The organism is Geobacillus sp. FSL K6-0789, from assembly GCF_038593135.1.
GTDB lineage: Bacteria > Bacillota > Bacilli > Bacillales > Anoxybacillaceae > Geobacillus > Geobacillus stearothermophilus.
Genome location: NZ_CP151966.1, coordinates 1907085 through 1933651, shown reverse-complemented (window position 1 = coordinate 1933651; position 26567 = coordinate 1907085). Strand labels below are relative to the sequence as shown.

At 54.4% G+C, this 26567-nt stretch carries 32 protein-coding genes and 1 pseudogene; 29 read left to right on the top strand and 4 right to left on the bottom strand.

Annotated features, from left to right (window positions below; genetic code table 11):
* The first annotated feature begins 115 nt into the window (after positions 1 to 115).
* The 5 genes from NSQ51_RS10180 to NSQ51_RS10160 all read left to right on the top strand — a co-directional run bounded on the left by NSQ51_RS10180 (position 116) and on the right by NSQ51_RS10160 (position 4314).
* Entirely contained in the window at positions 116 to 1162 is a 1047-nt protein-coding gene (locus NSQ51_RS10180; protein ID WP_033013972.1) for a helix-turn-helix domain-containing protein, read from the top strand.
* Positions 1150 to 2673 carry an ATP-dependent DNA helicase RecQ gene (locus NSQ51_RS10175; protein WP_033013973.1) on the top strand — a complete coding sequence of 508 codons (1524 nt, stop codon included), beginning with the start codon at positions 1150 to 1152 and terminating at the stop codon, positions 2671 to 2673. The genes NSQ51_RS10180 and NSQ51_RS10175 overlap by 13 nt, the downstream gene beginning before the upstream one ends.
* Positions 2657 to 3244 carry a CPBP family intramembrane glutamic endopeptidase gene (locus tag NSQ51_RS10170; protein ID WP_033013974.1) on the top strand — a complete coding sequence of 196 codons (588 nt, stop codon included), beginning with the start codon at positions 2657 to 2659 and terminating at the stop codon, positions 3242 to 3244. Before NSQ51_RS10175 ends, NSQ51_RS10170 begins: the two co-directional genes overlap by 17 nt.
* Positions 3245 to 3248: 4 nt before the next feature.
* On the top strand, positions 3249 to 3755 hold the full coding sequence (locus tag NSQ51_RS10165) for a LysM peptidoglycan-binding domain-containing protein (protein WP_033013975.1): 507 nt from the start codon (positions 3249 to 3251) through the stop codon (positions 3753 to 3755).
* A 109-nt stretch (positions 3756 to 3864) separates the two neighbouring features.
* Positions 3865 to 4314: a YpbF family protein gene (locus tag NSQ51_RS10160; protein WP_121649940.1), complete on the top strand. Its 450-nt coding sequence runs from the start codon at positions 3865 to 3867 to the stop codon at positions 4312 to 4314.
* A gap of 27 nt (positions 4315 to 4341) precedes the next feature.
* Here the strand turns inward: NSQ51_RS10160 and NSQ51_RS10155 are convergent, their stop codons facing one another.
* The 3 genes from NSQ51_RS10155 to NSQ51_RS10145 are packed head-to-tail and all read right to left on the bottom strand — an operon-like array spanning position 4342 to position 5427.
* Positions 4342 to 4911, bottom strand: a complete 570-nt coding sequence (locus NSQ51_RS10155) for a manganese catalase family protein (RefSeq protein WP_033010523.1) — start codon at positions 4909 to 4911, stop codon at positions 4342 to 4344.
* A 33-nt stretch (positions 4912 to 4944) separates the two neighbouring features.
* On the bottom strand, positions 4945 to 5205 hold the full coding sequence (locus NSQ51_RS10150; RefSeq protein WP_031408620.1) for a spore coat protein CotJB: 261 nt from the start codon (positions 5203 to 5205) through the stop codon (positions 4945 to 4947).
* A gap of 6 nt (positions 5206 to 5211) precedes the next feature.
* Positions 5212 to 5427, bottom strand: a complete 216-nt coding sequence (locus NSQ51_RS10145) for a spore coat associated protein CotJA (protein ID WP_121649939.1) — start codon at positions 5425 to 5427, stop codon at positions 5212 to 5214.
* A gap of 107 nt (positions 5428 to 5534) precedes the next feature.
* Between NSQ51_RS10145 and NSQ51_RS10140 the strand changes: the two genes are divergently transcribed.
* The 14 genes and pseudogenes from NSQ51_RS10140 (at position 5535) to rpsA (ending at position 17664) form a co-directional block, all read left to right on the top strand.
* On the top strand, positions 5535 to 5927 hold the full coding sequence (locus tag NSQ51_RS10140) for a hypothetical protein (RefSeq protein ID WP_121649938.1): 393 nt from the start codon (positions 5535 to 5537) through the stop codon (positions 5925 to 5927).
* Positions 5928 to 5938: 11 nt separating this feature from the next.
* Positions 5939 to 6742 (top strand): metallophosphoesterase, encoded by an 804-nt coding sequence (locus NSQ51_RS10135; protein ID WP_033013980.1) that lies wholly within the window; start codon positions 5939 to 5941, stop codon positions 6740 to 6742.
* A gap of 96 nt (positions 6743 to 6838) precedes the next feature.
* Positions 6839 to 7429 (top strand): genetic competence negative regulator, encoded by a 591-nt coding sequence (locus tag NSQ51_RS10130; RefSeq protein ID WP_033013981.1) that lies wholly within the window; start codon positions 6839 to 6841, stop codon positions 7427 to 7429.
* Between the two features lie 172 nt (positions 7430 to 7601).
* Positions 7602 to 8873 carry a Glu/Leu/Phe/Val dehydrogenase gene (locus NSQ51_RS10125; RefSeq protein WP_033013982.1) on the top strand — a complete coding sequence of 424 codons (1272 nt, stop codon included), beginning with the start codon at positions 7602 to 7604 and terminating at the stop codon, positions 8871 to 8873.
* A gap of 89 nt (positions 8874 to 8962) precedes the next feature.
* Positions 8963 to 9946 (top strand): annotated as a pseudogene (locus NSQ51_RS10120) (YpdA family putative bacillithiol disulfide reductase); the annotation flags it as partial.
* A 70-nt stretch (positions 9947 to 10016) separates the two neighbouring features.
* A complete protein-coding gene (locus NSQ51_RS10115) occupies positions 10017 to 10988 on the top strand; it encodes an asparaginase (protein WP_033013983.1) in 972 nt (323 codons plus the stop codon).
* Positions 10989 to 11076: 88 nt separating this feature from the next.
* Positions 11077 to 11754, top strand: coding sequence for a glutamic-type intramembrane protease PrsW (prsW, locus tag NSQ51_RS10110; RefSeq protein ID WP_033013984.1), 678 nt, complete (start codon positions 11077 to 11079; stop codon positions 11752 to 11754).
* A gap of 92 nt (positions 11755 to 11846) precedes the next feature.
* A complete protein-coding gene (sleB, locus tag NSQ51_RS10105) occupies positions 11847 to 12641 on the top strand; it encodes a spore cortex-lytic enzyme (RefSeq protein WP_033013985.1) in 795 nt (264 codons plus the stop codon).
* 14 nt (positions 12642 to 12655) lie between these two features.
* Positions 12656 to 13999 carry a germination protein YpeB gene (gene ypeB, locus NSQ51_RS10100; protein ID WP_049624484.1) on the top strand — a complete coding sequence of 448 codons (1344 nt, stop codon included), beginning with the start codon at positions 12656 to 12658 and terminating at the stop codon, positions 13997 to 13999.
* Positions 14000 to 14119: 120 nt separating this feature from the next.
* Positions 14120 to 14830, top strand: a complete 711-nt coding sequence (locus NSQ51_RS10095) for a flagellar brake domain-containing protein (RefSeq protein WP_033014053.1) — start codon at positions 14120 to 14122, stop codon at positions 14828 to 14830.
* Positions 14827 to 15006, top strand: a complete 180-nt coding sequence (locus NSQ51_RS10090) for a YpfB family protein (protein WP_033010533.1) — start codon at positions 14827 to 14829, stop codon at positions 15004 to 15006. The genes NSQ51_RS10095 and NSQ51_RS10090 overlap by 4 nt, the downstream gene beginning before the upstream one ends.
* A gap of 96 nt (positions 15007 to 15102) precedes the next feature.
* Positions 15103 to 15777, top strand: a complete 675-nt coding sequence (cmk, locus tag NSQ51_RS10085; protein WP_033010534.1) for a (d)CMP kinase — start codon at positions 15103 to 15105, stop codon at positions 15775 to 15777.
* A complete protein-coding gene (locus tag NSQ51_RS10080; protein WP_033010535.1) occupies positions 15774 to 16361 on the top strand; it encodes a lysophospholipid acyltransferase family protein in 588 nt (195 codons plus the stop codon). Before cmk ends, NSQ51_RS10080 begins: the two co-directional genes overlap by 4 nt.
* 139 nt (positions 16362 to 16500) lie before the next feature.
* Entirely contained in the window at positions 16501 to 17664 is a 1164-nt protein-coding gene (gene rpsA, locus NSQ51_RS10075; RefSeq protein WP_033013987.1) for a 30S ribosomal protein S1, read from the top strand.
* A 93-nt stretch (positions 17665 to 17757) separates the two neighbouring features.
* Here rpsA and NSQ51_RS10070 read toward each other — a convergent pair whose 3' ends face one another.
* Positions 17758 to 17892 carry a YpzI family protein gene (locus tag NSQ51_RS10070; RefSeq protein WP_064502497.1) on the bottom strand — a complete coding sequence of 45 codons (135 nt, stop codon included), beginning with the start codon at positions 17890 to 17892 and terminating at the stop codon, positions 17758 to 17760.
* A 117-nt stretch (positions 17893 to 18009) separates the two neighbouring features.
* On the opposite strand from NSQ51_RS10070, the gene NSQ51_RS10065 reads away from it, so the two are divergent.
* The 10 genes from NSQ51_RS10065 to folE all read left to right on the top strand — a co-directional run bounded on the left by NSQ51_RS10065 (position 18010) and on the right by folE (position 26563).
* Positions 18010 to 18606: a hypothetical protein gene (locus NSQ51_RS10065; RefSeq protein ID WP_033013988.1), complete on the top strand. Its 597-nt coding sequence runs from the start codon at positions 18010 to 18012 to the stop codon at positions 18604 to 18606.
* Positions 18603 to 19505: a YIEGIA family protein gene (locus tag NSQ51_RS10060; RefSeq protein WP_033013989.1), complete on the top strand. Its 903-nt coding sequence runs from the start codon at positions 18603 to 18605 to the stop codon at positions 19503 to 19505. Before NSQ51_RS10065 ends, NSQ51_RS10060 begins: the two co-directional genes overlap by 4 nt.
* Positions 19495 to 19680 (top strand): hypothetical protein, encoded by a 186-nt coding sequence (locus NSQ51_RS10055; protein ID WP_033010543.1) that lies wholly within the window; start codon positions 19495 to 19497, stop codon positions 19678 to 19680. The genes NSQ51_RS10060 and NSQ51_RS10055 overlap by 11 nt, the downstream gene beginning before the upstream one ends.
* A gap of 210 nt (positions 19681 to 19890) precedes the next feature.
* A complete protein-coding gene (gene der, locus NSQ51_RS10050) occupies positions 19891 to 21201 on the top strand; it encodes a ribosome biogenesis GTPase Der (RefSeq protein ID WP_049624815.1) in 1311 nt (436 codons plus the stop codon).
* 45 nt (positions 21202 to 21246) lie between these two features.
* Positions 21247 to 22278, top strand: a complete 1032-nt coding sequence (locus NSQ51_RS10045) for an NAD(P)H-dependent glycerol-3-phosphate dehydrogenase (RefSeq protein ID WP_033013991.1) — start codon at positions 21247 to 21249, stop codon at positions 22276 to 22278.
* Positions 22279 to 22458: 180 nt separating this feature from the next.
* Positions 22459 to 22662 (top strand): DUF2768 domain-containing protein, encoded by a 204-nt coding sequence (locus tag NSQ51_RS10040; RefSeq protein ID WP_049624816.1) that lies wholly within the window; start codon positions 22459 to 22461, stop codon positions 22660 to 22662.
* An 18-nt stretch (positions 22663 to 22680) separates the two neighbouring features.
* On the top strand, positions 22681 to 23403 hold the full coding sequence (locus NSQ51_RS10035; protein ID WP_049626184.1) for a hypothetical protein: 723 nt from the start codon (positions 22681 to 22683) through the stop codon (positions 23401 to 23403).
* 161 nt (positions 23404 to 23564) lie between these two features.
* Positions 23565 to 25043 (top strand): stage IV sporulation protein A, encoded by a 1479-nt coding sequence (gene spoIVA, locus NSQ51_RS10030; RefSeq protein WP_033013994.1) that lies wholly within the window; start codon positions 23565 to 23567, stop codon positions 25041 to 25043.
* Between the two features lie 548 nt (positions 25044 to 25591).
* On the top strand, positions 25592 to 25864 hold the full coding sequence (locus NSQ51_RS10025) for an HU family DNA-binding protein (protein ID WP_008879623.1): 273 nt from the start codon (positions 25592 to 25594) through the stop codon (positions 25862 to 25864).
* Between the two features lie 132 nt (positions 25865 to 25996).
* Positions 25997 to 26563, top strand: a complete 567-nt coding sequence (gene folE / locus NSQ51_RS10020; protein WP_033013996.1) for a GTP cyclohydrolase I FolE — start codon at positions 25997 to 25999, stop codon at positions 26561 to 26563.
* Positions 26564 to 26567 lie beyond the last annotated feature (4 nt).

Sequence of the window (26567 nt, the reverse complement as noted above, 5' to 3'; positions counted from 1 at the left end):
GGTGAAGAGCCATTTTTACACATATGTCCCTTGTTTATTTTTGTTCCAAAATCGTTTTTTCATTGCAAACGGCTTGTGCGATTTTTGTTACAATAGAGGCGGGGAGGAATCAAAGATGCGGCACGGTTACGCCTCGTTTTTGCTTGCCCACTGCTTGCGCCGCCTAAACGGTGAACGGACGCTGGCAGCGGTGTACCATTTGTTGTCTGGAAAAAAATCAGCCCAGACGCTGCAAGACTGCAAATGGTTTCAACTTGCGCCGTTTTTCGGCACATGGAAAGACGTGACGATGGACCGATTGGAGGAGGCGGCCCTCGTGCTCGTTCGGAAGCAGCGGGCCGCGCCCGTCCATGATCGGACATATATATTGACGGAAAAAGGGCGGCATTGGCTCGATGAACAGGCGGCATCGTTCCCCCGCTATGTGAACGGCTGGCGCTACCATGAGGTCGAGCCGCTTTTTTGGCAGCGGCTGTCGCTCATTGGGCAGACGCTGTCCAACCTCTCCCATGGACAGCGTTTTATCCCCATTTGCCGCGACGAGCGGACGCTGTTATGGGTGAAGCAGTATTTGCTGGGCAAGGGATCGCGCCAAACGTTGGCGCGGGCGCTTTATGACGAGCTCATCCGGCTGCTTGCGGCTGTTTCTGAAGAAGCGGCGACGGTGTTTGCGCTCCGGCTGACAAGCGCCCGCCGCATCGGCTGGACGGCGGAGCAAATTGCCGCTTGGCTGCAAAAGGATGTGCTGTATGTGCAGTTTCAGTTTCGCAACGCGCTTCATTATATGATGGCTGAAGCCGAAGCCGGGCGCGCCCCGGTGATGGCCGAGCTGATGGCCGGGCTGGCGCCGGTGCAGCTGACACAATCGGCGCAAAAAACGTACGAATGGCTGCAAAAAGGAAAGACGATCGACGAAATCGCCGCCCTTCGGCGCTTGAAAAAAAGTACAATCGAGGATCATGTCGTCGAGTTGGCCGCCAATGTGCCCGATTTTTCGATCGACCCGTTTGTCGCCGCTGAAAGGGCGGCGGCGATCCAGGCCGCGGCGCGGGCGCTCGGGACGCGCAAGCTGAAGCGTATTCGCGAGGCGCTTGGCGGAATAGCGAGTTATTTTGAAATTCGGCTCGTGTTGGCAAAGGAAGTGGGACGTTGGATGAATTAACGAAAACATTGCATGAGCGGTTCGGGCACGCGTCGTTTCGGCCCGGACAGCGCGATGTGATCGAAGACGTGCTCAGCGGGCGCGATGTGCTGGCGATGCTGCCGACTGGAAGCGGCAAATCGCTTTGCTATCAGCTGCCGGCGTATTTCCTCCCGGGGAGCGTGCTCATTGTCTCGCCGCTCGTCTCCTTAATGGAAGATCAAGTCGAGCAGCTGCGCCGGCGCGGTGAAAAGCGCGTTGTCGCGTTCCATAGTTTGCTCGATGCGGAAGAAAAATGGCAAGCCCTCGCCTCGCTTCCAGATTTTCTCTTTATTTATGCCTCACCGGAAATGCTGCAATCTGAAACGTTTTTGGCGGCGCTCCGGCGCGCTCGTGTTTCGTTGTTTGTCGTCGATGAGGCGCATTGCATTTCACAGTGGGGTTATGATTTTCGCCCGGACTTTTTGAAGCTCGGAGCGGTCCGCCATGCGCTCGGTTCGCCGCCGTGTCTGGCGCTGACGGCGACGGCTACGCCGGAAGTGCAGGAGGACATCATCCGCACGCTCGGGATGGAGCGGACGCGCCGCCATATTTATTCCGTCGACCGCCCGAACATCGCCTTGGCGGTGGAACATTGCTTATCGGTTGAGGACAAAGCTGCGCGCTTGGCCGAATGCGCGAAACGGCTCCGAGGACCGGGGATCGTGTACTTTTCAAGCCGGCAGTGGGCTGAAGAAATGGCGCGCCGGCTAGCGCAAAACGGGGCGGGTCGGGTCGCCTATTACCACGCCGGCATGGATGGGGAACAACGGCTGCTTGTGCAGCAGCAGTTTTTATATGACGAGCTCGACATCGTTTGTTGCACAAGCGCGTTCGGCATGGGGGTGGACAAAGGAAACGTCCGTTTTGTGCTTCACTTTCATATGCCGGCCCAGCTTGAGGCGTATGTGCAGGAAATCGGGCGCGCCGGGCGTGATGGGGCGCCAAGCCTTGCGGTATTGTTTTACGCGGACGGCGACCGGGCGATCGCCCAGGCGGTCGCCGAAGCGGAGCTTCCCGACTCGACTGCGCTCCGCGAGTGGTGCCGGCGGCTGCCGGAAGACGCCGTCGGCGGTGGATGGCGCGCTATGGTTGATGCCGGCGGATTTACGGACATACAAAAACGGCTGTTGGCGTACTTTTTAGAATGGGGACAAACAGCGGCGCCCGAACAGCTGACGGCCGCGGCGAAGGAGCGGCTGTATGAACGGATGGCCGCTGCCATCGAGGCGCGGCGGCGTTGGAAGCGAAAAAAATTGCGCGAAATGGAGGAATGGGTGCACGCCTCTTCATGCCGGCGCGCGGCGATTGTCCGCGCGTTCGGGGAGGAGCTATCGGACAAACCGGATGCTTGCTGCGACAACTGCGGCCTGGAGACGGACCGTTTCATGGCGGACGGGCGCCGTCCCGAGCCGGCGCCCGTCCGGCCTTGGCGCGAGGAGCTATGGCATATGTTTTTTGGCGGGAGGCGGCGCGATGAGGCGGCAAAGTGAACAAATCAAACAGATGACAGACCGCGAAGTGCTCATCCATCTTTATATCACGCAAGGGTTGCTGCTGCTTTTGGCCGGCGGCAGCTCGCTGTTTTTATTTGCTCGGGAGGAGTGGCGTCGGCTTTGGCAGTTTGAGCTGCGCGATGTGCTCGTGTACGGAGCCGGCGGGGCGGCGTTCGTGCTCGCTGCCGAGTTTTTGGCGATGCGCTATTTGCCGGACGATTGGCATGATGACGGCGGCGTCAATGAAAAAATATTCCGCGGCCGCTCGATTCCGCATCTCTTTTTTTTATGTGCGCTCATTGCGGTGACGGAAGAATGGCTGTTTCGCGGCATTGTGCAGACGCATTGGGGGCTATGGGCGGCAAGCGCCATTTTTGCCGTGCTGCACGTCCGGTATTTGGAAAAATGGTTTTTGTTTATGGTCGTCGTGCTGCTCAGTCTCTTTCTCGGCGTCCTTTACGAGCAGACTGACAGCTTATGGGCCGCCATCACCGCTCACTTTTTGATCGATTTTGTGCTTGCCTTACATGTTCGGTTCAAACGGGGGGCAGAGGAAGAAAGGGAGTGAAGCGATGGAAGAGGCATCGGGGCGCCTGGCGCGGAAAAAACGCCCGGCGTCAAGCGCGGGGGCGCCGCCATCGCGCCTAAAACGGCGGCGGCAAAAAGAGGAGCAAAAACGAAAATACATTCCCATCCGTTTGCTCGCGTTTTTGTTTTTAACGCTGCCGGCTGCGGTGACGGCTGTTTACTATGCCCAGTCAAAGCCTGGAACGATCACAGTCGTCCGCCATGAAGAAAGCGGCAGCCGGGAGACGGTGCGCATTATTCAAGAAGATGGCGCGAAGGCGGAACAAACATCAGAGCCGAAGCGCGCCGCGGGTGACGGGGCAAAAAGCGAATCCGACGCGCAGACCATCACCCATGTGGTGGCGGCGAACGAAACGCTCTATAGCATTGCGATGAAATATTACGGAACGCCTGCCGCCATGGAGATCATCAAAAAAGAAAACGGCTTGTCAACGAGCCGGCTCGAGCCGGGGCAAACGCTGCGCATTCCGTTCCCCGCTCAGACGGAATAAGCGGTTGCGCCCGCCGGCCGAAAAAATGGCCGCGCGCGTTCCCCTTTGTTCTAATCTGTCTGTTGCCCGCATATGATGGACAATAGAATACGGACAAGGGGAGAGCGCCATGACCCGGTTTCCGGATGAATTTTCCCTCGATGAAGTGACAAAAGAAATGTTGCTTGCCGTCATTGAAAAAAAGAAAAAATGGGAGCGGCTTGAAAAGCGGTCGACGCTTTTGCAGGCGGCCGCGTTGGCCGGCTTGGCCGCGTTCCTTCTTTATATCATTGCCAACGCTGCAGCGATCACGGCGTGGAGTGAACGATTCGCCTGGTTTTTTGCCGCCCCGGCCCACCTTTTCATCTTGCTCCTGTTATGTACGGTGTATTGGCTGGCTGTTTATTATTATAAAGGAAAAAGTGAAAAGGCGGAAGACGACTTTCATGCCCTCCGTTGCGAAATTATCCAGAAAAGCATCGATTTATGGAAAAATGAAGAACAATGGAATGGGCGTCACCGGCTGTTTGAATGGCTGAAGCGGGAGTACGACATCAACCTATATTATGAAAACGGCTGAATGGGAGCCCATCCAGCTGTGCTTTGTTTAGAATATTTTTTTCTGGTTGCGCTCTTCTTTCAAAATTTCCACTGCTTCGCGGAATCGCTGCGCATGAATGATTTCCCGCTCGCGCAAAAAGCGGAGCCCATCGTTTAAATCCGGATCGTCGCTCATGTTGATGATCCATTGGTAGGTGGCGCGCGCTTTCTCTTCAGCGGCGATGTCTTCGTACAAGTCGGTGATGGGGTCGCCTTTTGCTTGAATATACGTTGCCGTAAACGGGTTGCCGGCGGCGTTATGGTAAAAGAGGGCGCGCTCATGATCGACGTAATGAGGCTCAAGGCCGGCTTCTTTCAGCTGCTCCGGCGTCGCGTCTTTCGTCAGTTTGTACACCATTGTCGCGATCATTTCCAAATGAGCGAGTTCTTCGGTGCCGATGTCGTTAAGCAGCCCGATCACTTTCGGGGGCAGCGTATAACGCTGGTTTAGGTAACGGAGCGCCGCCGCCAGCTCTCCGTCCGCCCCGCCGTACTGTTCGATTAAATACTTCGCCAATCGCGGGTTGCACGTGCTGACGCGAACCGGGTATTGCAGTTTTTTTTCATAAATCCACATGATCCGTTCCTCCTTGCGTTCGTGATGAATCAGCTACACTTGCCAAGGCCAAGGCGCGTCGTCCCAGTTCCACGGGTAGTTCGAATAGCTATGGCCGAACTGCTCAAGCGGGCCATAGGCGGCTTCAAACTGTTTTTTCAGCTGCTTCCGCTTTTGCGCGAGCTGGTTAAACTGTTGAATGGCTTGATAATCGTTCGGGTGGGTGTCCAAATAAAGCGTCAGCTCGACGAGGGCAAAATCGACGGCTTGCAGCTCCTCAAGCTGCTCGTAATACTCCTTGGGCATTTGTTTCATGAACCATCACCTTTTCCCTTCGTAAGGGCTGTAGTAAGGATCGTAAAACACTTGCCAGAGCGTTCCTTTCATCAACGCCTCGCGCAGCGGAAACTGCGGCAAATTCGGCGGTTGGAAGCCGACATACAAGTTGGGCGCGGTGACGTACGTTTTGACGCGGATCGGCGGGCACGGGTCAAACGGGCTGATGTACGGCTCATATTGTTTGCGCGTTGTAAACATAAAACCCCCCCTTTTTTGGCAAAGTTCAGTCTATATGTATGATGGAGCCATGTCGTTCATGCCTGTTTGCCATGACGAATAATGAGGATCGGGCTAAGGAGGAAACCATGGGCCGTCTATCGATGACCGCCATGGCCGCTGTTTTGTGCACGTATTTGTTTTTTCGCTGGCTGCCGCCGCTCGAGCCGTTCTCGCTGGAGCGGTTTTTGACCGATTTGCTGTTTGCCCCGCTGCGGACATGGCTTGCGCTCGTTTGCTTTTGGTTCGGGACGGCTGCCAACGGGGCGCTCATCCGCGTGGCAGTCGGCGGGACGGTGCGCCTGTTGTCCGGCCGGCGGTTTCGTGTCGGGGAATGGGTGGCTAGTTTGGCGGCGCTCGGCCATTTTTATTGGGCGTTTCGGTTTCATTGGCCGCTGGCGGCGCTTTTTTTCGTTTTTTCCTTTTTTTATGGTATGATGACGATGAGAGACCGCCGGTTGACCAAAGATGATCGGCTTTAGCAGGAGGAAGTATGATCATCGGGGGAATGATCACGAGTTTTCTTGTTTTGCTTGGTTATATGTGGAAAGAAGCGCACAGCAACTGGGTTCGTCACGTGATCCTGTCGTTTCCTCATTTTCCCGATCATTGGCCGCCGCTTACGATTTTTTTTATTTCTGATATTCATTGGCGGATCGTTTCGTCACGCATGCTTGAGGAAGTAAGGGGAAAAGCGGATCTTGTCGTGATTGGCGGGGATTTGGCCGAAAGAGGGGTGCCCGAAGCGCGCGTCCGTGAAAATGTGCGTCGGTTGCGCGAGGTCGCTCCTGTTTATTTTGTTTGGGGAAACAATGATGACGAAGTCGACTACGATCTTCAATCAGTGTTTGAGGAAGAGCGCGTCCACGTGCTCAAAAACAAAGCGAAAGTATGGGAGCACGGCGGTGTGCCGGTCGCGCTCATCGGCGTCGGCGATGTAAGCCGAAAGGAGGCGGATATCGATCGGGCGCTCGAACACGTTCCGCCTCAATCATTTCGTATATTAGCCTGCCATAACCCAGCGATCGTCGCTCGCCTAAGAGAGGAGCAGCACATTTCACTCGTGCTGAGCGGCCATACGCATGGAGGACAAATTCGCTTCTTTTCCATTGGGTTGTATGAAAAAGGAGGGCTCAAATGGCAGGGCAGCACGGCGGTGTTAACGAGTAACGGCTACGGGACGACCGGGGTGCCGCTTCGCCTCGGAGCGCCGGCAGAGACTCATCTCATCACGATTGTGCCCGGAAAACCGACACCTGAGAAAAAATGCTTGTCTAAAACCGGGAAAACGATGTAAACTCATTAATAACAATAAACACAATAAACGAACCAATTGCCGATTGCGTCATACAATAACGGTAAGAGATGGCTCTGTAGGTAAGGAGGGGTGTCGATGCGTCTTGAGCGCTTGACCCACAACAAAATTAAAATTTTCTTGACGTTTGACGATTTGCTGGACCGCGGGTTGACGAAAGACGATTTGTGGAAGGACACGTTTAAAGTCCATCAGCTGTTCCGCGATATGATCGAGGAAGCGAGCGAAGAGCTCGGCTTTGAGGTGAACGGATCGATCGCGGTCGAAGTCTACTCTTTACCGGCACAGGGCATGGTCGTTATCGTCACGAATGAAGGCGACTACGACGACATGGAAGAAGAATTCGCCGACGATTACATTGAGATGCAGGTAACGCTCGATGAGAGCGATGACATATTTTACGAATTCCAAGCGTTCGAAGATGTCATCCAGCTCGCTCATCGCCTGCATGCGGTCGGCTGCCTCGACGGCACGCTTTATTCGTATCAAGGCCGCTTTTACTTGCACGTTGCCGAGGAACCGCCGATTCCGCTCGACAACTTTGTCGCCTTGCTGGCCGAGTTTGGCAACCCAGCCACGATAACGATACACCGTGTGCAAGAATATGGAAAACAGTTGATCGAACGGCGCGCCATTGCGCAGCTCGTTCACTATTTTCGGGCCAACTAGGGCGTAGCCAAGACTCCTTTATATGGACAAGGAGTCTATTTTTTCGCGCGAAAGGCTTCCATAAAGCGGTTTGCGCGTTTCATCATTTTTCCTTTGCAGACGCCGACAGAAGGTGTATACTATGACATGGAAGGCGACAAACTATTATAGCGAGCTTGTAGGAGGTTTACGTATGGCAGCCGATAAGCATACGGAGGAGAAGGGGCAACAAGACGACGTGCTGGCGTCGACACAAATTGTTATACATAGAGCGTTGGAAAAGCTCGGCTATCCGGAAGAGGTGTATGAGCTCTTGAAAGAGCCGATCCGCGTGCTGACCGTTCGCATTCCGGTGCGCATGGATGACGGATCGGTGAAAATTTTTACCGGCTACCGGGCGCAGCATAACGATGCCGTCGGCCCGACGAAAGGCGGGGTGCGCTTCCATCCAGACGTCACCGAGCGCGAAGTGAAAGCGCTGTCGATTTGGATGAGCTTAAAGTGCGGCATCGTCGACTTGCCGTATGGCGGCGGCAAAGGCGGGATCGTCTGCGACCCGCGCACGATGTCGTTCCGCGAACTGGAGCGTTTAAGCCGCGGCTACGTGCGCGCTATCAGCCAAATCGTAGGGCCGACAAAAGACATTCCGGCGCCGGATGTGTTTACAAACTCGCAAATTATGGCGTGGATGATGGATGAGTACAGCCGCATCCGCGAGTTCGATTCGCCGGGCTTCATCACCGGGAAACCGCTTGTCCTCGGCGGTTCGCATGGCCGGGAAACGGCGACGGCCAAAGGAGTGACGATTTGCATTCGTGAAGCGGCGAAAAAACGCGGCCTGTCGCTCGAAGGCGCGCGCGTCGTCGTCCAAGGGTTCGGCAACGCCGGCAGCTATTTGGCCAAATTTTTGCACGACGCCGGAGCGAAAGTCGTCGGCATTTCTGATGTGTACGGCGCGCTGTACGATCCGAACGGCCTTGACATCGACTATCTGCTCGAACGGCGCGACAGCTTTGGCACGGTGACGAAGCTGTTTAAAAATACGATTTCGAACAAAGAGCTTCTTGAGCTCGATTGCGATATTTTAGTGCCGGCGGCCATCGAAAACCAAATTACGGCTGAAAACGCCCCGCGCATTAAGGCGAGCATCGTCGTCGAGGCGGCGAACGGGCCGACGACGCTCGAGGCGACGGAAATTTTGACGCAACGTGGCATTTTGCTCGTCCCGGACGTGCTGGCGAGCGCCGGCGGCGTGACGGTGTCGTATTTCGAATGGGTGCAAAACAACCAAGGGTACTATTGGACGGAAGAAGAAGTGGAACAGCGGCTTGAAAAAGTGATGGTCAAAGCGTTCAATAACGTGTATGAAATGGCGCAGACGCGCCGCGTCGACATGCGCCTTGCCGCTTACATGGTCGGCGTTCGCAAAATGGCGGAAGCGTGCCGATTCCGCGGCTGGGTGTGAGGCGAGCAAGCAAGTGATGTTTGCAAGCTTTCGCGAAATCCCCTATCATAAGATAGGGGATTTTTTGCTTCGTGCGAGGTGACAAAAACATGAGGAAAGAAACAATCATCATCGTCGGCGGCGGACCGTGCGGGCTGGCGGCGGCGATTGCCTTGCAAGACGCCGGGTTTTCGCCGCTTGTAATCGAAAAAGGGAACATCGTCCATTCGATTTACCGTTTTCCGACGCATCAGACGTTTTTCAGTACGAGCGACCGGCTCGAGATCGGCGGGGTGCCGTTTATTACAGAAAACCGGAAGCCGACGCGAAATCAAGCGCTCGCTTATTACCGGGAAGTCGTGGTTCGCAAGCAAGTGCGCGTCAATGCTTTTGAAGAAGTGAAAACCGTCAAGCCGCAGGAAGACGGAGCATTTCTGATTGAAACGACAAAAAGGACGTACCGCGCGCAGTACGTCGTCATCGCCACCGGCTATTACGACCATCCGAACTATATGAACGTGCCGGGGGAAGAGCTGCCGAAAGTGATGCATTACTTTAAAGAAGCGCATCCGTACTTCAACACGGACTGTGTTGTCATCGGCGGCAAAAACTCGAGCGTCGATGCGGCGATGGAGCTCGTCAAAGCCGGGGCGCGCGTGACGGTTCTCTACCGGGGCGGGGAATATTCCAAAAGCATTAAGCCGTGGATTTTGCCGGAATTTGACGCCCTTGTGAAAAAAGGCGTCATTCGCATGGAATTTCATGCCCATGTGAAAGAGATCACGGAAGATGCGGTCATTTACGAAGTGAACGGGGAGACGAAAACGATCAAAAATGATTTCGTGTTCGCTATGACCGGCTACCATCCGGACCATCGCTTTTTAATGAACATCGGCGTCGGCGTCGATCCGGACAGCGGCCGGCCGCACTACGACCCGGAAACGATGGAAACGAACGTCCCAGGGGTGTTTATCGCCGGGGTGATTGCGGCCGGCAATAATGCGAACGAAATTTTTATTGAAAACGGCCGTTTCCATGGGGACGCTATCGCCGCCTGCATCGCCCGGCGCGAGCGGGAAGCGGCGGCCCGAAAGCCGCTATACTTGCATCCGCACGGCGGAAACGGGCGCTGTGATGGAAAACGGGAAAGTGAGGGGGACGAATGTGGCTGAACGGAAAGTTGTGCTGCTGACGACTGGCGGCACGATTGCCAGCAAACGAAATGAGCGCTCCGGCCGCCTAAAGGCCGGGGCATTGAGCGGCGAAGAGCTCGCTTCGCTCTGCCATTTGCCAAAGGAAATTGAAGTGGTGGTTGAGAGCGTGTTTCAGCTCCCGAGCATGCATTTGACGTTTTCGCATTGGCTTGAATTGAAAAGGCGGATTGAGGCGCATTTCGCCGATTCGTCTGTGGATGGCATCGTCGTCACCCACGGGACGGACGCGCTCGAGGAAACAGCGTATTTTCTTGATTTGACCATTGACGATCCGCGGACGATCGTCGTCACCGGCTCGCAGCGAGCTCCGTTTGATTTAGGGAGCGATGTGTATATCAACATCCGCCATGCCATTTATGCCGCGTGCGCTGAAACGCTGCGCGGGGCGGGGACGGTTGTCGTATTCAACGAGCGCATTTTTGCTGCGAAATATGTGAAAAAGGAGCATGCTTCCAACATTCAAGGGTTCAACGCATTCGGGTTCGGCTATTTGGGCATTATCGACAACGATGAAGTGTACGTGTACCAAAAGCCGATCCGGCGCGAGCATTTCCGGCTCGTGCATCCGCTTCCGCCTGTCGACATTGTGAAATGTTACGTGGAGGCGGACGGCAAGTTTATTAAAGCGGCCCGGGAAAGCGGCGTCGCCGGAATCGTGCTTGAAGGAGTCGGCCGCGGGCAAGTGGCGCCGAACATGGTGGATGAAATCGTCAAGGCCGTCAACGACGGGATTAAGGTCGTGGTGACGACGAGCGCTGAGGAGGGGGCGGTGTATACAACGTACGATTACGTGGGAAGCGCCTATGATTTGCATAAAAAAGGGGTCATTCTCGGTAGCGACTATGACGCGAAAAAAGCGCGCATCAAGCTCGCCGTCGCTCTCGCCGCCGGCGCCGCCGTTGACGGCTTGTTCGCCTATTAGGTCGGCGGGCCGCTTGGCAATTTCGTCTTTTTCATCGCTCTGTTTCGTGGTACGATAGAGATAAACCGACAAAGAAACGGGGATCGGCATGTTTTCGTTGATTTCTGCCGGCGTCGCCCCCGGGGTGGCGCTGCTTAGCTATTTTTATTTAAAGGACGAGTATGAGGCCGAGCCGCTCTCCTTTGTGCTGCGCATGTTTTTTTTCGGCGCCTTGCTCGTTTTTCCGATTATGTTTATTGAGTATGTGCTCGCTGCCGAAGGGATCGTCTCCTCGCCGGCTGCCGAGGCGTTTTTCTCGGCGGCGCTGCTTGAGGAGTTCGTCAAATGGTTTGTCGTCTATTTTTTTGTCTACGACCATGACGAATTTGATGAGCCGTATGACGGCATTGTGTACAGCGCCAGCGTTTCGCTCGGATTTGCGACGCTCGAAAACATTTTGTATTTGCTCGCCAACGGAGTGGACACGGTAATCGCCCGGGCGCTCTTGCCGGTCTCAAGCCATGCCCTGTTTGCCGTCATTATGGGGTTTTATTTTGGCAAAGCCAAATTTGCCGGCCGAAAGCGCCGCTATTATTTATGGGCGTCGTTTTTGCTGCCGTTTTTCCTTCACGGCGTTTACGACTGGATTCTGCTCGCCCAAAAGCAGTGGGGGTATTACATGGGGCCGTTCATGCTCATCTTATGGTGGGTGGCGTTGCGCAAAGTGAAACAAGCGAAAGAATCCGTCCGCGTTGAGAAGATGCCATCCGTGAAAAGCCAGGCGTAACATGCTTGGCTTTTTTTGTTTTTTCTGCATAAAAAGGAGAAGTTGAAGAAAAATAGGGGTAAAAACGGCGATGGTTGACGGGAGGTTTGCATATGACAAGGAAATTGGTCATGCTCATGTTGATCGGCCTGATGACATGGATGCATCCGGCCGGCCATGCGGCTGCTTTTTCCCCGCAGGTGATTCAGCGTGGCGCGGTTGGCGACGATGTCATTGAATTGCAGGCGCGGCTGCAGTATCTCGGCTTTTACAACGGAAAGATTGACGGCGTGTTCGGCTGGCGCACGTATTGGGCGCTGCGCAACTTTCAATACGAATACGGGCTGCCGGTCGATGGTCTGGCCGGCGCCGAGACGAAACGAAAGCTCGTGAACGCATCGAAATATTACGAGTCGTTTGTGAAAGAGCAAATCCGTCAAGGAAACGAGTTCACCCATTACGGCGGCATTCCGCTCAGCCAGCAGGTGAAAAAGCGCGGCGGAGGCGGCAGGCGAACGGTGAAAACGACAGCATCCAATGTGCCGAAAGGGTTTTCGCAAAATGACATTCGACTCATGGCGAATGCTGTCTACGGCGAGGCGCGCGGTGAGCCGTACATCGGGCAAGTAGCCGTCGCGGCCGTCATTTTGAATCGGCTCGAACACCCGTCGTTTCCGGACACGGTTGCCGGGGTGATCTTTCAGCCTGGGGCGTTCACCGCAGTGGCCGATGGACAAATTTGGCTGACGCCGAACGAAACGGCGAAAAAAGCGGTGCTCGATGCCATCAACGGCTGGGACCCGACCGGCGGGGCCATTTACTACTTTAATCCGGCGACGGCGACAAGCGCTTGGATTTGGAGCCGGCCGCAAATCAAACGGATTGGAAACCATATTTTCTGCAAATAAAGGAGGGGGACGAGATGGTGCGAAACTTACTGATTGCAGCGCTTGTCGTCGCTGTCGTCGGCACTGGTTACTGGGGCTACCGCGAGCATCAAGAGAAAAATGCGATCTTGATTCAGGCGGAGAACAACTATCAGCGCGCCTTTCACGATCTGGCCAATCAAATTGACTTGCTTCACGATAAACTGGGCGCCACGCTGGCGATGAACTCGCATGCGTCATTGTCGCCGGCGCTCGCTGAAATATGGAAAATTGCCTCGGAAGCCCATTCCGATGTCGGCCAGCTGCCGCTGTCGCTTTTGCCGTTTAACAAAACGCAAGAATTTTTGTCGCAAATCGGTGAATTCACCTACCGGACCGCAGTGCGTGATTTGCAAGAGGAGCCGTTGACAAAAGAAGAGTATAAGACGCTGCAAGGGCTGTATAAAAGTGCCGGGGCGATCCGCCAAGAGCTGCGCAATGTGCAGCATTTAGTCTTGGAAAACAATTTGCGCTGGATGGACGTCGAACTGGCGCTGGCAACGAACGATCAAAAAGAAGACAACATCATCATTGACGGCTTCAAAGCGGTCGAAAAAAATGTTGATACGTTCTCAAGTTCGTCCGAGTTTGGTCCGTCATTCATCGGCCTGGCCAACGAGGAAAAAGGGTTCGTCCGCGCGAAGGGCCGCCCGGTTTCCAAAGATGAAGCAAAGCGGATCGCACGCGATTTTCTCGGCTTGAAAGGAACGGAGAAGATCAAGGTGACGGAAAGCGGCAAAGGGGCCGACGAACGCTTTTACAGTTTGACGATTCACGATCCGAAAACAAAAGGCGATATTTACATGGATATAACGAAAAACGGCGGCTATCCGATTTGGGTGTTAAACAGCCGGCCGGTTGGCAAACCGACGATCAGCCTGCATGAGGCGACCAACCGCGGAATGGCGTTTTTGAAGCGGCACAAATTCACCGGGTTTGAGCTGTATGACAGCACACAGTACGATAACGTCGCCGTGCTCACGTTTGTGAAAAGCGAAAACGGCGTCCGCATCTACCCGGAAGCGATCCAAATGAAAGTGGCGCTTGACAACGGCCATGTCGTCGGCTTTACGGCGCGCGACTATTTGTCGTCGTCCATCCCGCGCCCGCTGCCGAAACCGGCGATCACTGCCGAAGAAGTGAAGAAAAAGTTGAATCCGCATCTAAAGGTAATGGAACAGCGCCAGGCGGTCATTATGAACGACTTGCAAAAGCCAGTGCTTTGCTACGAGTTTTTAGGGACGCTCGGTGATGATACGTATCAGCTGTTTATGAACGCGTCAACCGGCATAGAGGAAAAAGTGGAAAAGCTTGAAAGCGTCGAACCGAATTACGAATGAAAACAGAGGGAGGCCTGAAACAAGGCTTCCTTTTTGTTTCCGTCCGCCTCAAGCGCCCACTCTGTGGTATAATGATCGTACAAAAACGGCATCCAGCTGAAAAGGGGAAGCGGAAACATGATGATCAAAATTGGGGATCCGATTCGGCTTGAGCCGCTTGATGGCTCGGCACGCCAATACCGAAGCAAAGTGCTTGCCGTCGACGGCGGGGCGATCCATATTGGCTACCCCGTTGACGAGCAGACGGGAAAAACAGTGTATTTGTTAAACGGGATGCAGTTTAAGGCAAGTTTTGTCAGCCAAGAAGGAACGTTATACATGTTTGACACCGAGGTAAAAGGGAAAGTGCATGATCCGTTGCCAATGGTGGTCTTGGATTACCGAGGCGACGAATATGTCATCCGCATTCAGCGCCGCCGCTATGTGCGGGTGAGAGCGAATGTTGACGCTGCCGTCCACCCGCTTGGTGGAGGCGAGTTTGCCCCGTTTGTGACGATGACAGCCGATATTAGCGCAGGCGGGGCCGTTCTTTACATTCCGATGACGCACGCGCCGCTTCTGCGCCCCGGCATGTCAGTCGAGCTTTGGCTCGTGCTGACGATGCGCTCCGGCGACTGTCATTATGTGCGCACGAAGGCGACGGTCGTCCGCATGGCTGTCGACGAGCACAGCGGGGCGAGAATGGCGGTCGAGTTTGCCGGCCTCGCCTCGCAAGATCGCGTCCGGCTCATCCGCCACAACTTCGAACGGCAGCTTGAAGAGAAGGGAATAAATAAGGAGACGGCGTGGAATACTGCTAGAAAAAACGGAAGGCGGGGTTGTTCGCCATGAAGCGGATCGAAGAGCTGTTATGGAAGCTTGTCGCGATTCAGGCGATTTGTCTGCTCATCGCCCAATGGCTTGTTCTGTACACGCCGGCGGCGCTTTATATCGGCAAAGTATATGAGTATGAGGGAGTCGCCAAGCCGACAAAAACAGAAACGATCGAAACGGCCGTCGACCGCTGACGGCGGATATGGTACAATGAACATGAGAATATGCAGGAGTTTCCTGCATTTTTCTTTGTGCCCTGATCAAATGATTTAGACAAAGCAGGAGGAACTATGAAACAACGGATTAACATCGCCATTGACGGACCTGCGGCAGCCGGAAAAAGCACGGTTGCCAAACTGATCGCCCGACGCCTCTCCTACGTGTATATTGATACGGGCGCGATGTACCGCGCGCTGACGTACCGGGCGCTCCAATGCGGCGTCGATGTCCATGATGAGCAAGCACTCTTGTCGCTCCTTCGCCATACGCATATTGAACTGCAGCCTTCGCCGCAAGGGCAGCTCGTGTTTGTCAACGGCGAAGACGTCACGGACATCATTCGCGGCGAGGCGGTGACGAATGCGGTGTCGTTCGTCGCCCAGCATCCGCTGGTGCGCGAGGAGATGGTCGCCCGCCAGCGCGCCATGGCCAAAGGCGGCGGCGTCGTCATGGATGGGCGCGACATCGGAACGAACGTGCTGCCGAATGCCGAGGTGAAAATTTTCTTAAAAGCTTCGGTTGAGGAGCGGGCGCGGCGCCGGCATGAGGAAAACATCGCCCGCGGCTTTCCGTCCGACTTTGAAACGTTGAAAGAAGAGATCGCCCGCCGCGACCGCCTTGACTCGGAGCGGGAAACGGCGCCGCTGCGCAAGGCGCCGGATGCCGTGGAAATCGACACGACGTCGTTGTCGGTCGAAGAAGTGGCGGCGCGCATTATGGAAGTTGTCAATGAAAGGATTGGATGACGGTGGATTTTTATTCCTTCGCCAAAGGAATCGTCAAAGGAGTGCTCACCCCTTTGTACCGCATTCAAACGATCGGGGTTGACCGCTTTCCAAAAGAAGGCGCGGTGCTTCTTTGCGCCAACCATATCAGCAACCTAGATCCGCCGGTCGTCGGCATTACGGCGCCGCGGCCGATTCGGTTTATGGCGAAAGAAGAATTGTTTCGCGTTCCGGTGGTGAAAACGCTCGTCAAAAACTTGCACGCGTTTCCCGTAAAGCGCGGCATGAACGACCGCCAGGCGTTGCGCATAGGGCTTGAGGTGCTGAAACAAGGCGAAGTGCTCGGCATTTTTCCCGAGGGGACGCGCAGCAAAGATGGCCGGCTGAAAAAGGCGCTGCCCGGCGTCGGCTTTTTCGCTTTGCGCACCGATGCGGCTGTCGTTCCATGTGCGATCATTGGCCCGTACCGGCCGTTTGTGCCGCTCAAAGTCGTGTACGGGGCGCCGATTGATATGGCGCCGCTGCGCGCGCGGAAGGCGAGCCCGGAGGAGGCGGCCGACTACATTATGGATCATATCCGCCAACTGCTTGAACAACATCAGTAAGCATTATAGTACATTTTGATTGAGAAAATATGGTATACTAATTAGAAAAGCGTCCTTATTTTGCCGACAGCCGGCCGCGGCCTCGGCGCGAGTCGCGCTTTTGGCAGGATCGCCAGTCGATGAAGGAGGGGTTTTTACGATGACAGAAGAAATGAATGTGCAAGTGAATGTGTATGGAGTGGGCGATATCGTCCGCGGCAAAGTGGTGAAGCTTGAGGACAAGCAAGTGCTTGTCGAAGTCGAAAACAGCAAGCAAAATGGCATCATCCCAATCAGCGAGCTGTCGAATTTGCATATCGAGAAGCCGAGCGATGCCGTTGCTGTTGGGGATGAAGTGACGGCGAAAGTCAAAAAAGTGGAAGAAGGCAAAGACGGGGAAGAAGGGCTGCTCATTTTATCGAAAAAGGCAGTCGATGCCGAGCGGGCGTGGGAAGAGCTTGAGCGCAAGTTCGCAAACGGCGAGGCGTTCGAAACGGTCATCAAAGACATCGTCAAAGGCGGGCTTGTCGCCGATGTCGGCGTGCGCGGCTTCATTCCGGCGTCGCTTGTTGAACCGCACTATGTTGAAGATTTTTCCGATTACAAAGGAAAAACGCTCGCCGTCAAAGTGGTGGAGCTTGACCGCGAGAAAAACCGCGTCATTTTGTCACACCGCGCTGTTGTTGAGGAAGAGCAAGAGCGGCAGCAGAAAGAGCTGCTTTCCCGCATTGAGCCGGGCCAAGTGCTCGAGGGCGTCGTCCGCCGCATTGCCGATTTCGGCGTCTTTGTCGATGTCGGCGGGTTTGATGGGCTCGTACATATTTCCCAGCTTTCCCATACGCGTGTCGCCCATCCGTCCGAGGTGGTGAAAGAAGGCGATGCGGTGAAAGTGAAAGTGCTGGCCGTCGACCCGGAGAACGGGCGTCTGTCATTGTCCATCAAAGAGGCGCTTCCGGGTCCGTGGGAAGGCATCAGCGAAAAAGTGAAGCCGGGCGATGTCGTCACCGGGACTGTGAAGCGGCTTGCTTCATTTGGCGCGTTTGTGGAGATTTTCCCGGGCGTCGAAGGATTGGTCCACGTATCGCAAATTGCCAACCGCCGCATCGGTTCGCCGCATGAAGTGCTGAAAGAAGGCGATGAAGTGAAAGCGAAAGTGCTCGATGTCAACGAGGCCGAGCACCGCATTTCCTTAAGCATCCGCGCGCTGCTTGAGGAAGAAACGGCCGCTCCGGCGGAAGATTACAGCCAGTATACGAAAACGGCGGAATCGCGCGGCTTCCAGCTCGGCGAAGTGATCGGCGAGCAGTTGAAAAAATTGAAATAACCTAAGTGTAAAAAAAGGGTGTCCGAGAAAGGCCGGAACACCCTTTTCTTATTATGATCGCGTATAGCGAGGTTTTCCACAGGCGGCGCGTTGTTACTGCCCGTTCCGTTCGCGCGCTTCTTCCGGCGTATCAAGCCGGGCTGCGCCTTTGTAGGCGAATGACTGGTCGCGGTCGGACTCGACGCGCCGCGATTGTTTCAGCTTTTTCTCCTGACGGTCTTTTCCCATACACCCCGCTCCTTTCTTGATGAATATCATTTTTACTATGACCGGGCGTTCTTTTTTCTATGCATGAATGAACGGCCATAAAAGATGACATAATGGACATAATAAGGGGTGGAAAAGATGGAAGGGACTTATTTTTATCTCTTTTTTTGGTTCATATGGATTGTCGCCACCTTTTTGATGAAAAAGACGGGCGAACGGACGAGGCTGGCGGCGTTCGCTCTTGTGATGATCAGTTCCGCGTCGTTGACGGTGGAAATCGGTGTTGTCCGCGCCACGTTGGCGTTTTTCGTTCTTTTTTTATGTTCATGTTATGCGGCCATCGAGCGGCGGCCATGCCGCCTTCCGTTTCTGGCGCTGTCGGCGTCCGGCTTGGCGTTTGCCTATGCCGCCTTCCGCCTGCTTGCCTTGTTTGATCCGGTTTGGATTTGGCTTGACGGCCAGTGGATGCTCGCTTGGTGGCTCGTTATCGTCAGCAGTTTGTTTCATCGCCGCTTTGCCGCCCGTCTTCTTTGTCTGGCGTTTGGCGGCTGCCAAGGGGAAGCGGTATACGCCATGGCCATTCACCGCATGGCGCCCGACTATGTGCTCGGTTCGTTCTCGTTTTTCGACGCGGCGGCGATCAGCGCGTCGTGTTTGCTTATTTGGGAAATGATCCGCTTCCTGTCGCTTCAGCTCGAGGAAAAACGGCCTGTAAGGAGGGCGAGACAGTCGTGAACGAATATACGTTTCCCATTTTATACGGTGTCGCTGTCGGAGTGCTGACCCGCCTTTATTTGTTGCGCACCGATTACCGGCAGTATCCGACATACTTGCACGGGCGGACGATCCATATCGCATTGGGGGTGATCGCTGCCGGTCTAGGGACGGTCGCCGTGCCGGCGATCATGGAAAAGGAGTTTGCCGCCATCACGTTTTTGGCGTTGGCCGCCTCACAGTTTCGCGATGTGCGCAACATGGAGCGCAACACGTTGAACGAGCTTGACCAGTATGAATTAGTGCCGCGCGGAAAAACATACATTGAAGGCATTGCGATTGTGTTTGAAGGGCGGAACTATTTGGTCATTTTCGTTTCGTTTTTATCGACTCTTTTTTATTTAGTGTGGAACGTTTGGGCGGCGCTCGCGGCCAGCGCCATCGGCATGATGGTGGCGCGGCGATTTATGAGCGGGAGCCGGTTGAAAGATATCGCCGATGTGAAATATGTCAAACCCCATTTTGAGGGGGCAGGGCTGTATGTGGACAACATTTACATTATGAATATCGGCTTGCCGGCGCGGAGGGAAGAAATTTTGCGCTACGGGATGGGGTTTATTTTGACGCCGAAAAACTTCAACGCCCGAACAACGATCGCCAACCTTGGGCAGCGGCAGGCAATTTTGCACGATGTGTCGACGGCGCTCGGCATTTACCGCGACTCCGGGACGCCGGCGCTCGTGCCGCTCGCCAAACGTGATTTAAACGACGGGCGCGTCGGCATTTTCATTTTGCCGCAAGTGGAGGATATCGAGAAGGCGAAAGCGGTCATTGAGAATGTTCCGGTGTTGGAGAGCGCGATCCGCATGCCGGGCGAGCGGCGTTGGAAACGGAGAGGGGGCAGCGGTGATGACGCATGAAAAAATGATTTTGGCGGTCATTACGATCAACGGTGAAGCCGTCGCTGGGGGTGCGCCGATCTTTGTTTGCCGCACGAAGGAGGAGATGGAGCGAATCGCCGCCAATTTGGAGGCGATTTTGGACGGCATCGCCCATGAGCTCAGCGACGGGCTGCTTGTGATCGTCAAGCATTAGGCGGTTGTTGGGTGTTTCACTTTTTGATAAAATAAAGCAGTTGCAGCACGTTTTGGTTCATCGCCCAGCGCCTTCCCCGCTTTTCAAGCCGGGTGGGCGGCAAAGGCGCGGATCGCCCAAGCGTGCTTGGCAGGGATGGATGTCTGGTCTGGAAAAAGGCGCCTCTTCAAGAGCAAACGAAATAAAAATGAGGATCAAAAGGGTGGTAGCATGGCAAATCCAGTTGTAGCGATTGTCGGCCGTCCGAATGTGGGGAAATCAACGATTTTCAACCGCATTGTCGGAGAGCGCATTTCCATTGTGGAAGACGTGCCTGGGGTGACGCGCGACCGCATTTACAGCAGAGCCGAATGGCTGAACCATACATTTTACTTAATCGACACCGGCGGCATCGACATCGGCGATGAGCCGCTGCTTGTGCAAATTCGCCAACAGGCGGAAATCGCCATCGATGAGGCGGATGTTATCATCTTTATGACGAACGGCCGCGACGGTGTGACTGCGGCTGATGAAGAGGTGGCCAAGCTGCTCCGCCGGTCGAACAAGCCGGTCGTGCTAGCCGTGAACAAAATCGACAATCCGGAAATGCGTGATTTGATTTACGACTTTTACGCGCTTGGATTCGGGGAGCCGTATCCGATTTCCGGGGCGCACGGGACGGGGCTTGGCGATTTGCTTGACGCCGTCGTCCGCCATTTTCCAAAAAGGGCCGCCGAAGAGTATGAAGAGGACGTGATTAAGTTTTGCCTCATCGGCCGTCCGAATGTAGGCAAATCGTCGCTTGTCAACGCCATCTTAGGGGAAGAGCGGGTCATTGTCAGCGACATTGCCGGGACGACAAGGGATGCGGTGGACACGTCGTTTGTGCGTGAAGGGCAGGAATATGTTATTATTGATACGGCAGGAATGCGCAAACGCGGAAAAATTTACGAAAGCACGGAAAAATACAGCGTGCTGCGCGCGTTGCGGGCCATTGAACGGTCGGATGTCGTTCTTGTCGTGCTAAACGCCGAAGAAGGCATTCTCGAGCAAGATAAAAAAATCGCTGGCTATGCGCATGAAGCCGGGCGCGGGGTGATTCTCGTCGTCAACAAATGGGACGCCATCGAAAAGGATGACAAAACGATGGCTGAATTTGAGCGGAAGATTCGCGACCACTTCCCATTTTTGGACTATGCCCCGATTTTATTTGTGTCGGCGAAGACGAAACAGCGGCTCCATAAGTTGCTGCCGCTCGTGCAGCTTGTCAGCGACAACCATGCGATGCGCGTTCAGACGAACGTGCTCAATGAAGTCATTATGGATGCGGTGGCGATGAACCCGACGCCGACGCATAACGGCAAGCGCTTGAAAATTTATTATATGACGCAAGTCGCCGTCAAGCCGCCGACGTTCGTCGCCTTTGTCAACGATCCGGAATTGATGCACTTTTCGTACGAACGATTTTTGGAAAACCGCATCCGCGATGCGTTTGGCTTCGAGGGTACACCGATCAAAATCATCGCCCGCCCGCGGAAATAAGAAAAGCGGAAGGCTGCGACAATCGGATAAAGGAAGTGGGAAACGATGGAGAACATTGCTGTATTGGGCGCAGGAAGCTGGGGGACGGCGCTGGCGCTCGTTCTGGCTGACAACGGGCACCGCGTTCGGCTTTGGGGGCAGCGGGCTGAACAGATCGAGGAAATCAACCAACGGCGGACGAATGAAAAATATTTGCCGGGCGTCCGCCTGCCGGAAGCGATCATCGGTTATCATGATCTTTGCGCTGCGCTCGACGGCGTGTCCGTAACGGTGCTCGCTGTGCCGACAAAGGCGATCCGCGGCGTGCTGCAAAAAGCGCGCGCGTGCCTGGCGGCGCCGGTCACCGTGGTCGCCGTCAGCAAAGGCATCGAGCCGGGGACGCACAAGCGCGTATCGGAAATTGTCGCTGAGGAAATGGGCGAATGGCTGGAAGACGTTGTCGTTCTTTCGGGGCCGAGCCATGCGGAAGAAGTGGTGCTCCGCCATCCGACGACGGTGGCGGTGTCATCGCCGAATATGGAGGCGGCGCAGCGCATTCAAGATCTATTTATGAACCATCACTATTTCCGCGTGTATACGAACCCGGATTTAGTCGGTGTCGAAGTCGGCGGGGCGCTGAAAAACATCATCGCCTTGGCCGCCGGCATCAGCGACGGGCTCGGCTACGGGGATAATGCGAAAGCAGCCCTCATCGCAAGAGGGTTGGCCGAGATTGCCCGGCTCGGCTGTGCGCTTGGCGCCAACCCGCTCACCTTTTCCGGGCTGGCCGGAGTCGGCGACTTGATTGTCACGTGCACAAGCACCCATTCCCGCAACTGGCGGGCCGGTTATATGCTTGGCCAAGGAAAAAAACTTGACGAGGTGCTCGAAAGCATGGGGATGGTTGTCGAAGGGGTGCGGACGACAAAAGCGGCGTACGAGCTGGCGGGAGAACTCGGCGTCAAAATGCCGATTACCGAGGCGCTCTATGAAGTCTTGTTCGAAGGGAAAGAGCCGAAAGAAGCAGTCGATTCGCTCATGGCGCGCGGAAAAAAGCAGGAAATGGACGATGTCATAAACATTTTTGCCGAGCCGTAACGCTGAAAATAGGCGGATGGCGGTACAAGTCGTCCCTGTTTTGCATACAATATGACGAACCATCATCGGCTTGAGCTTCCGGAAGGGTATAAGGTGATGCTGAAGTAAAGAAAGCCCCGCTTTACTTCAGCTTTTTTTATGGCGATGATATAATAGTTGTCGAAAAAAGGAGGAACACGTATGTCACCGGCTTTAGCGAAAATGTGGATCGCCATCGCCTCAATGGTGTTCATGTTTATTTCCGTCGGTTTCATTTATTTGAGCCGCTACAAGCTCAAGATTCGCTGGCTTCGCTTTTTGCTGGCGGTTATCGCTTACGTCCTGTTGATTCTCGCTGGCATCATCATTATTTTTGTCGTGTTCAGCGGACCGACGCAGCAATAGGCAAAGGATGGAGGAACTATGAAATGGATTGCTCGCTTTCTTTTAGCCTGTTTGTTTCTCGTGCCGCTTTCCGGCTGCTTGTATTCGCAAGAGCGGCTTAAGCAAAACCAAATTCCATACAAAGACCAAGTGGCGGCCGTCCAATCGGCGGTTGACGAATACCGGAAGGCGACCGGCGGATTGCTGCCGATCAAGACGCGCGACATGAAAACACCGATGTATTTAAAATATCCGGTTGACTTTCAAAAGCTCGTTCCCCGCTACATGCAGGAACCGCCGGGAAACGCCTATGAAAGCGGGGGTGTTTTCCAGTATATGATCATCGATGCGGAAACGAACCCGACGGTCAAGCTTCTTGACCTGCGTCTGGCTGAGCGCATCCGCGATTTGAAGCTGCGGCTTTCGATGTATACGGATCGGCACGGTTATCCGCCATTTCAAGATGTCGTCGCACCGGGCGTATTTACGCTCGATTACAAAAAGCTCGGCTATAAAGAGCCGCCTTATGTCGTCAGCCCGTTTTCCGGCAACAACTTGCCGTTTGTCATCGACGGGAATGGAGAAATTTACATTGACTACCGTTCTGATTTGTATGCGGCGTTGAAAAAATATCCGCATCACTACAAGCCGGGTGACGATATTCGCCCGATTTTGACCGACCATTCGCTGTTCGTGCCGGCGTACTCCCTTCCGTACACGATCGACGCCAAGACGAACGAGCCGATTTTTTTCACGAAATGAGTCATCATCCCTTCTCTGGAAAAATACATTCTAGAGAAGGGATTTTTATTTATGGCTTTTAGTCATAACCGAATCGGACAACATCATATGCATATAGTGTCCGACTATGCTAGCTCATTCCAATGTTTCTTATAACGACCGAAAGACTGGAGGGGAGTCATTTGGAAAAGGTCGATATTTTTAAAGATATCGCCGAGCGGACCGGCGGCGACATTTACTTAGGGGTCGTCGGTGCTGTCCGCACCGGGAAATCGACGTTTATTAAGCGGTTTATGGAGCTTGTCGTCATTCCGAACATTCAAAACGAAGCCGACAAGGCGCGCGCCCAGGACGAACTGCCGCAAAGCGCCGCGGGCAAAACGATCATGACGACGGAGCCAAAGTTCGTGCCCAACCAGGCGGTGACGGTGAAAGTCGACGAGGGGCTTGAAGTCAACATCCGTCTTGTCGACTGCGTCGGCTATGCTGTTTCCGGCGCGAAAGGGTACGAAGACGAAAACGGGCCGCGGATGATCCACACGCCTTGGTATGAAGAGCCGATCCCGTTCCAAGAGGCGGCGGAAATCGGGACAAGAAAAGTCATCCAAGAACATTCGACGATCGGGGTCGTCATCACAACGGACGGCACGATCGGGGAAATTCCGCGCCAAGCCTATGTAGAAGCGGAAGAACGGGTCATTAGCGAGCTCAAAGAAGTCGGAAAGCCGTTCATTATGATCGTCAACACCGTTCGGCCGCACCATCCGGAAACCGAGGCGCTTCGCCGCGAACTCGCCGAAAAGTACGACATTCCGGTGCTCGCCATGAGTGTGGAAAGCATGCGCGAAGCCGACGTGTATAACGTGCTTCGTGAAGCATTATATGAATTCCCGGTGCTTGAAGTGAACGTCAACTTGCCGAGCTGGGTGATGGTGCTGCGCGAAGATCATTGGCTGCGCGAAAGCTATCAAGAAGCGGTGCGCGACACCGTCAAAGACATCAAACGGCTGCGCGACGTCGACCAGGTTGTGCAGCAGTTTGCCGAGTACGATTTCATCGAAAAAGCGGCGCTTGCCGGCATCGAAATGGGGCAAGGGATCGCCGAAATTGACTTGTATGCACCGGATGAGTTGTACGATCAAATTTTAAAAGAAATCGTCGGCGTCGAGATTCGCGGCAAAGACCATCTGCTTCAGCTCATGCAAGACTTCGCCCATGCGAAAGCGGAATATGACCAAATCGCCGACGCGCTGAAAATGGTCAAACAAACCGGCTACGGCATCGCTGCGCCCGCTTTGTCTGACATGAGTCTTGACGAACCGGAAATCATCCGCCAAGGGTCGCGCTTTGGCGTCCGCCTCAAGGCGGTGGCTCCATCAATCCATATGATCAAAGTCGACGTCGAATCCGAATTTTCTCCCATTATTGGAACGGAAAAACAGAGCGAAGAGCTTGTCCGCTATTTGATGCAAGATTTTGAAGACGATCCGCTGTCGATTTGGAACTCCGACATTTTCGGCCGTTCGCTCAGCTCGATCGTCCGCGAAGGCATTCAGGCGAAACTCGCGCTCATGCCGGAAAACGCCCGCTACAAGCTGAAAGAAACGCTTGAACGCATCATCAACGAAGGCTCCGGCGGCCTCATCGCGATTATTTTATAGAAAAGCGGCGGCGAGCCGGAGCTAGACAATAAGAAAAGCGGAGGCGTCGAGATTTGCTCCCCCGGTCGGGGGCTTTTTTTTGTTTTTTTTGAATCATGGATCTTTCACGGGGGAAAAATCGTTGAAACCCTTGAGAAATAAGGATTGGCACTTGATTATGCGCATGGCGTTATGGTAATCTTTTATCTGAAATCGTTGTTTTGGTGAAATATGCCTAAAATTGGCCGCTTTGGCGAAAAAAATGTTGAATTATCGCGATAAATTGGTTAAGATTAGACATGTCACTGCATCTTGGCGGAATCAAGGCAGTTCCGCCTAAAAGCGGCGGGCGGCGCTGAACGGTCAAGGGGACGCTTCCATCGGCGGCACGGGCGCATGTTCTGTCAGTCTTTCTGAACGAAGGCAGAATCATTGGCTGCACCGGTGCGACGCCTTTCATGCGCCGGCCTTTTCGCCGCCGAAGCCGTCAACGTCTATGTATAGAAAAGCAGAAAAGTGTGCACAAATGGTAGTAAACAAGAACAGCTCCTTGGGAGGAGGTGAATGACATGAACAAGACGGAATTGATCAACGCGGTAGCCGAAACAAGCGGTCTTTCCAAAAAAGATGCAACAAAAGCCGTTGATGCGGTATTTGACTCGATTACAGAAGCGTTGCGAAAAGGCGATAAAGTGCAATTAATCGGCTTTGGGAACTTTGAAGTGCGCGAGCGCGCTGCCCGGAAAGGACGCAACCCGCAAACGGGCGAAGAAATGGAAATTCCGGCGAGCAAAGTTCCTGCATTCAAACCGGGTAAAGCGTTAAAAGATGCCGTAAAATAAGCCTACATAGCTGAGGCAGGAGCTAGGAGGAAAGGGCTGGTGTTGCACCGCCCTTCTTTTTTGTTTTTTTTTGCTCTCTATGTTAGAATCGGATTACATGCAGTTTTTCTAATGCAGGAGGATGTTGTTTGCATGCCGGAGATCAATTTTGCGCAAATTGAATATGCAGTCCGCTTGATTTTGGAAGCGATTGGGGAAGACCCAAACCGTGAGGGGCTTGTCGACACGCCGAAACGAGTGGCGAAAATGTACGCCGAGGTGTTCGCCGGACTGCACGAAGACCCCAAGGAGCATTTTCAAACCGTATTCAGCGAGGAACATGAGGAGCTTGTGCTCGTTAAAGATATTCCGTTTTACTCGATGTGCGAGCACCATTTAGTGCCGTTTTTCGGCGTTGCCCACGTCGCCTACATCCCACGGGAAGGAAAAGTAACCGGGCTAAGCAAGCTCGCCCGGGCGGTCGAAGCGGTGGCGCGCCGCCCGCAGCTACAGGAGCGCATTACGGCGACAGTCGCCGATTCGATCGTCGAAGCGCTCGAACCGCACGGGGTGATGGTCGTCGTCGAGGCGGAACATATGTGCATGACGATGCGCGGCGTGAAAAAGCCGGGGGCGAAAACGGTGACAACGGCAGTGCGCGGCGTGTTTGAAACGGATGTTGCCGCCCGTTCGGAAGTGCTTTCGCTCATTAAAGCATAAGGAG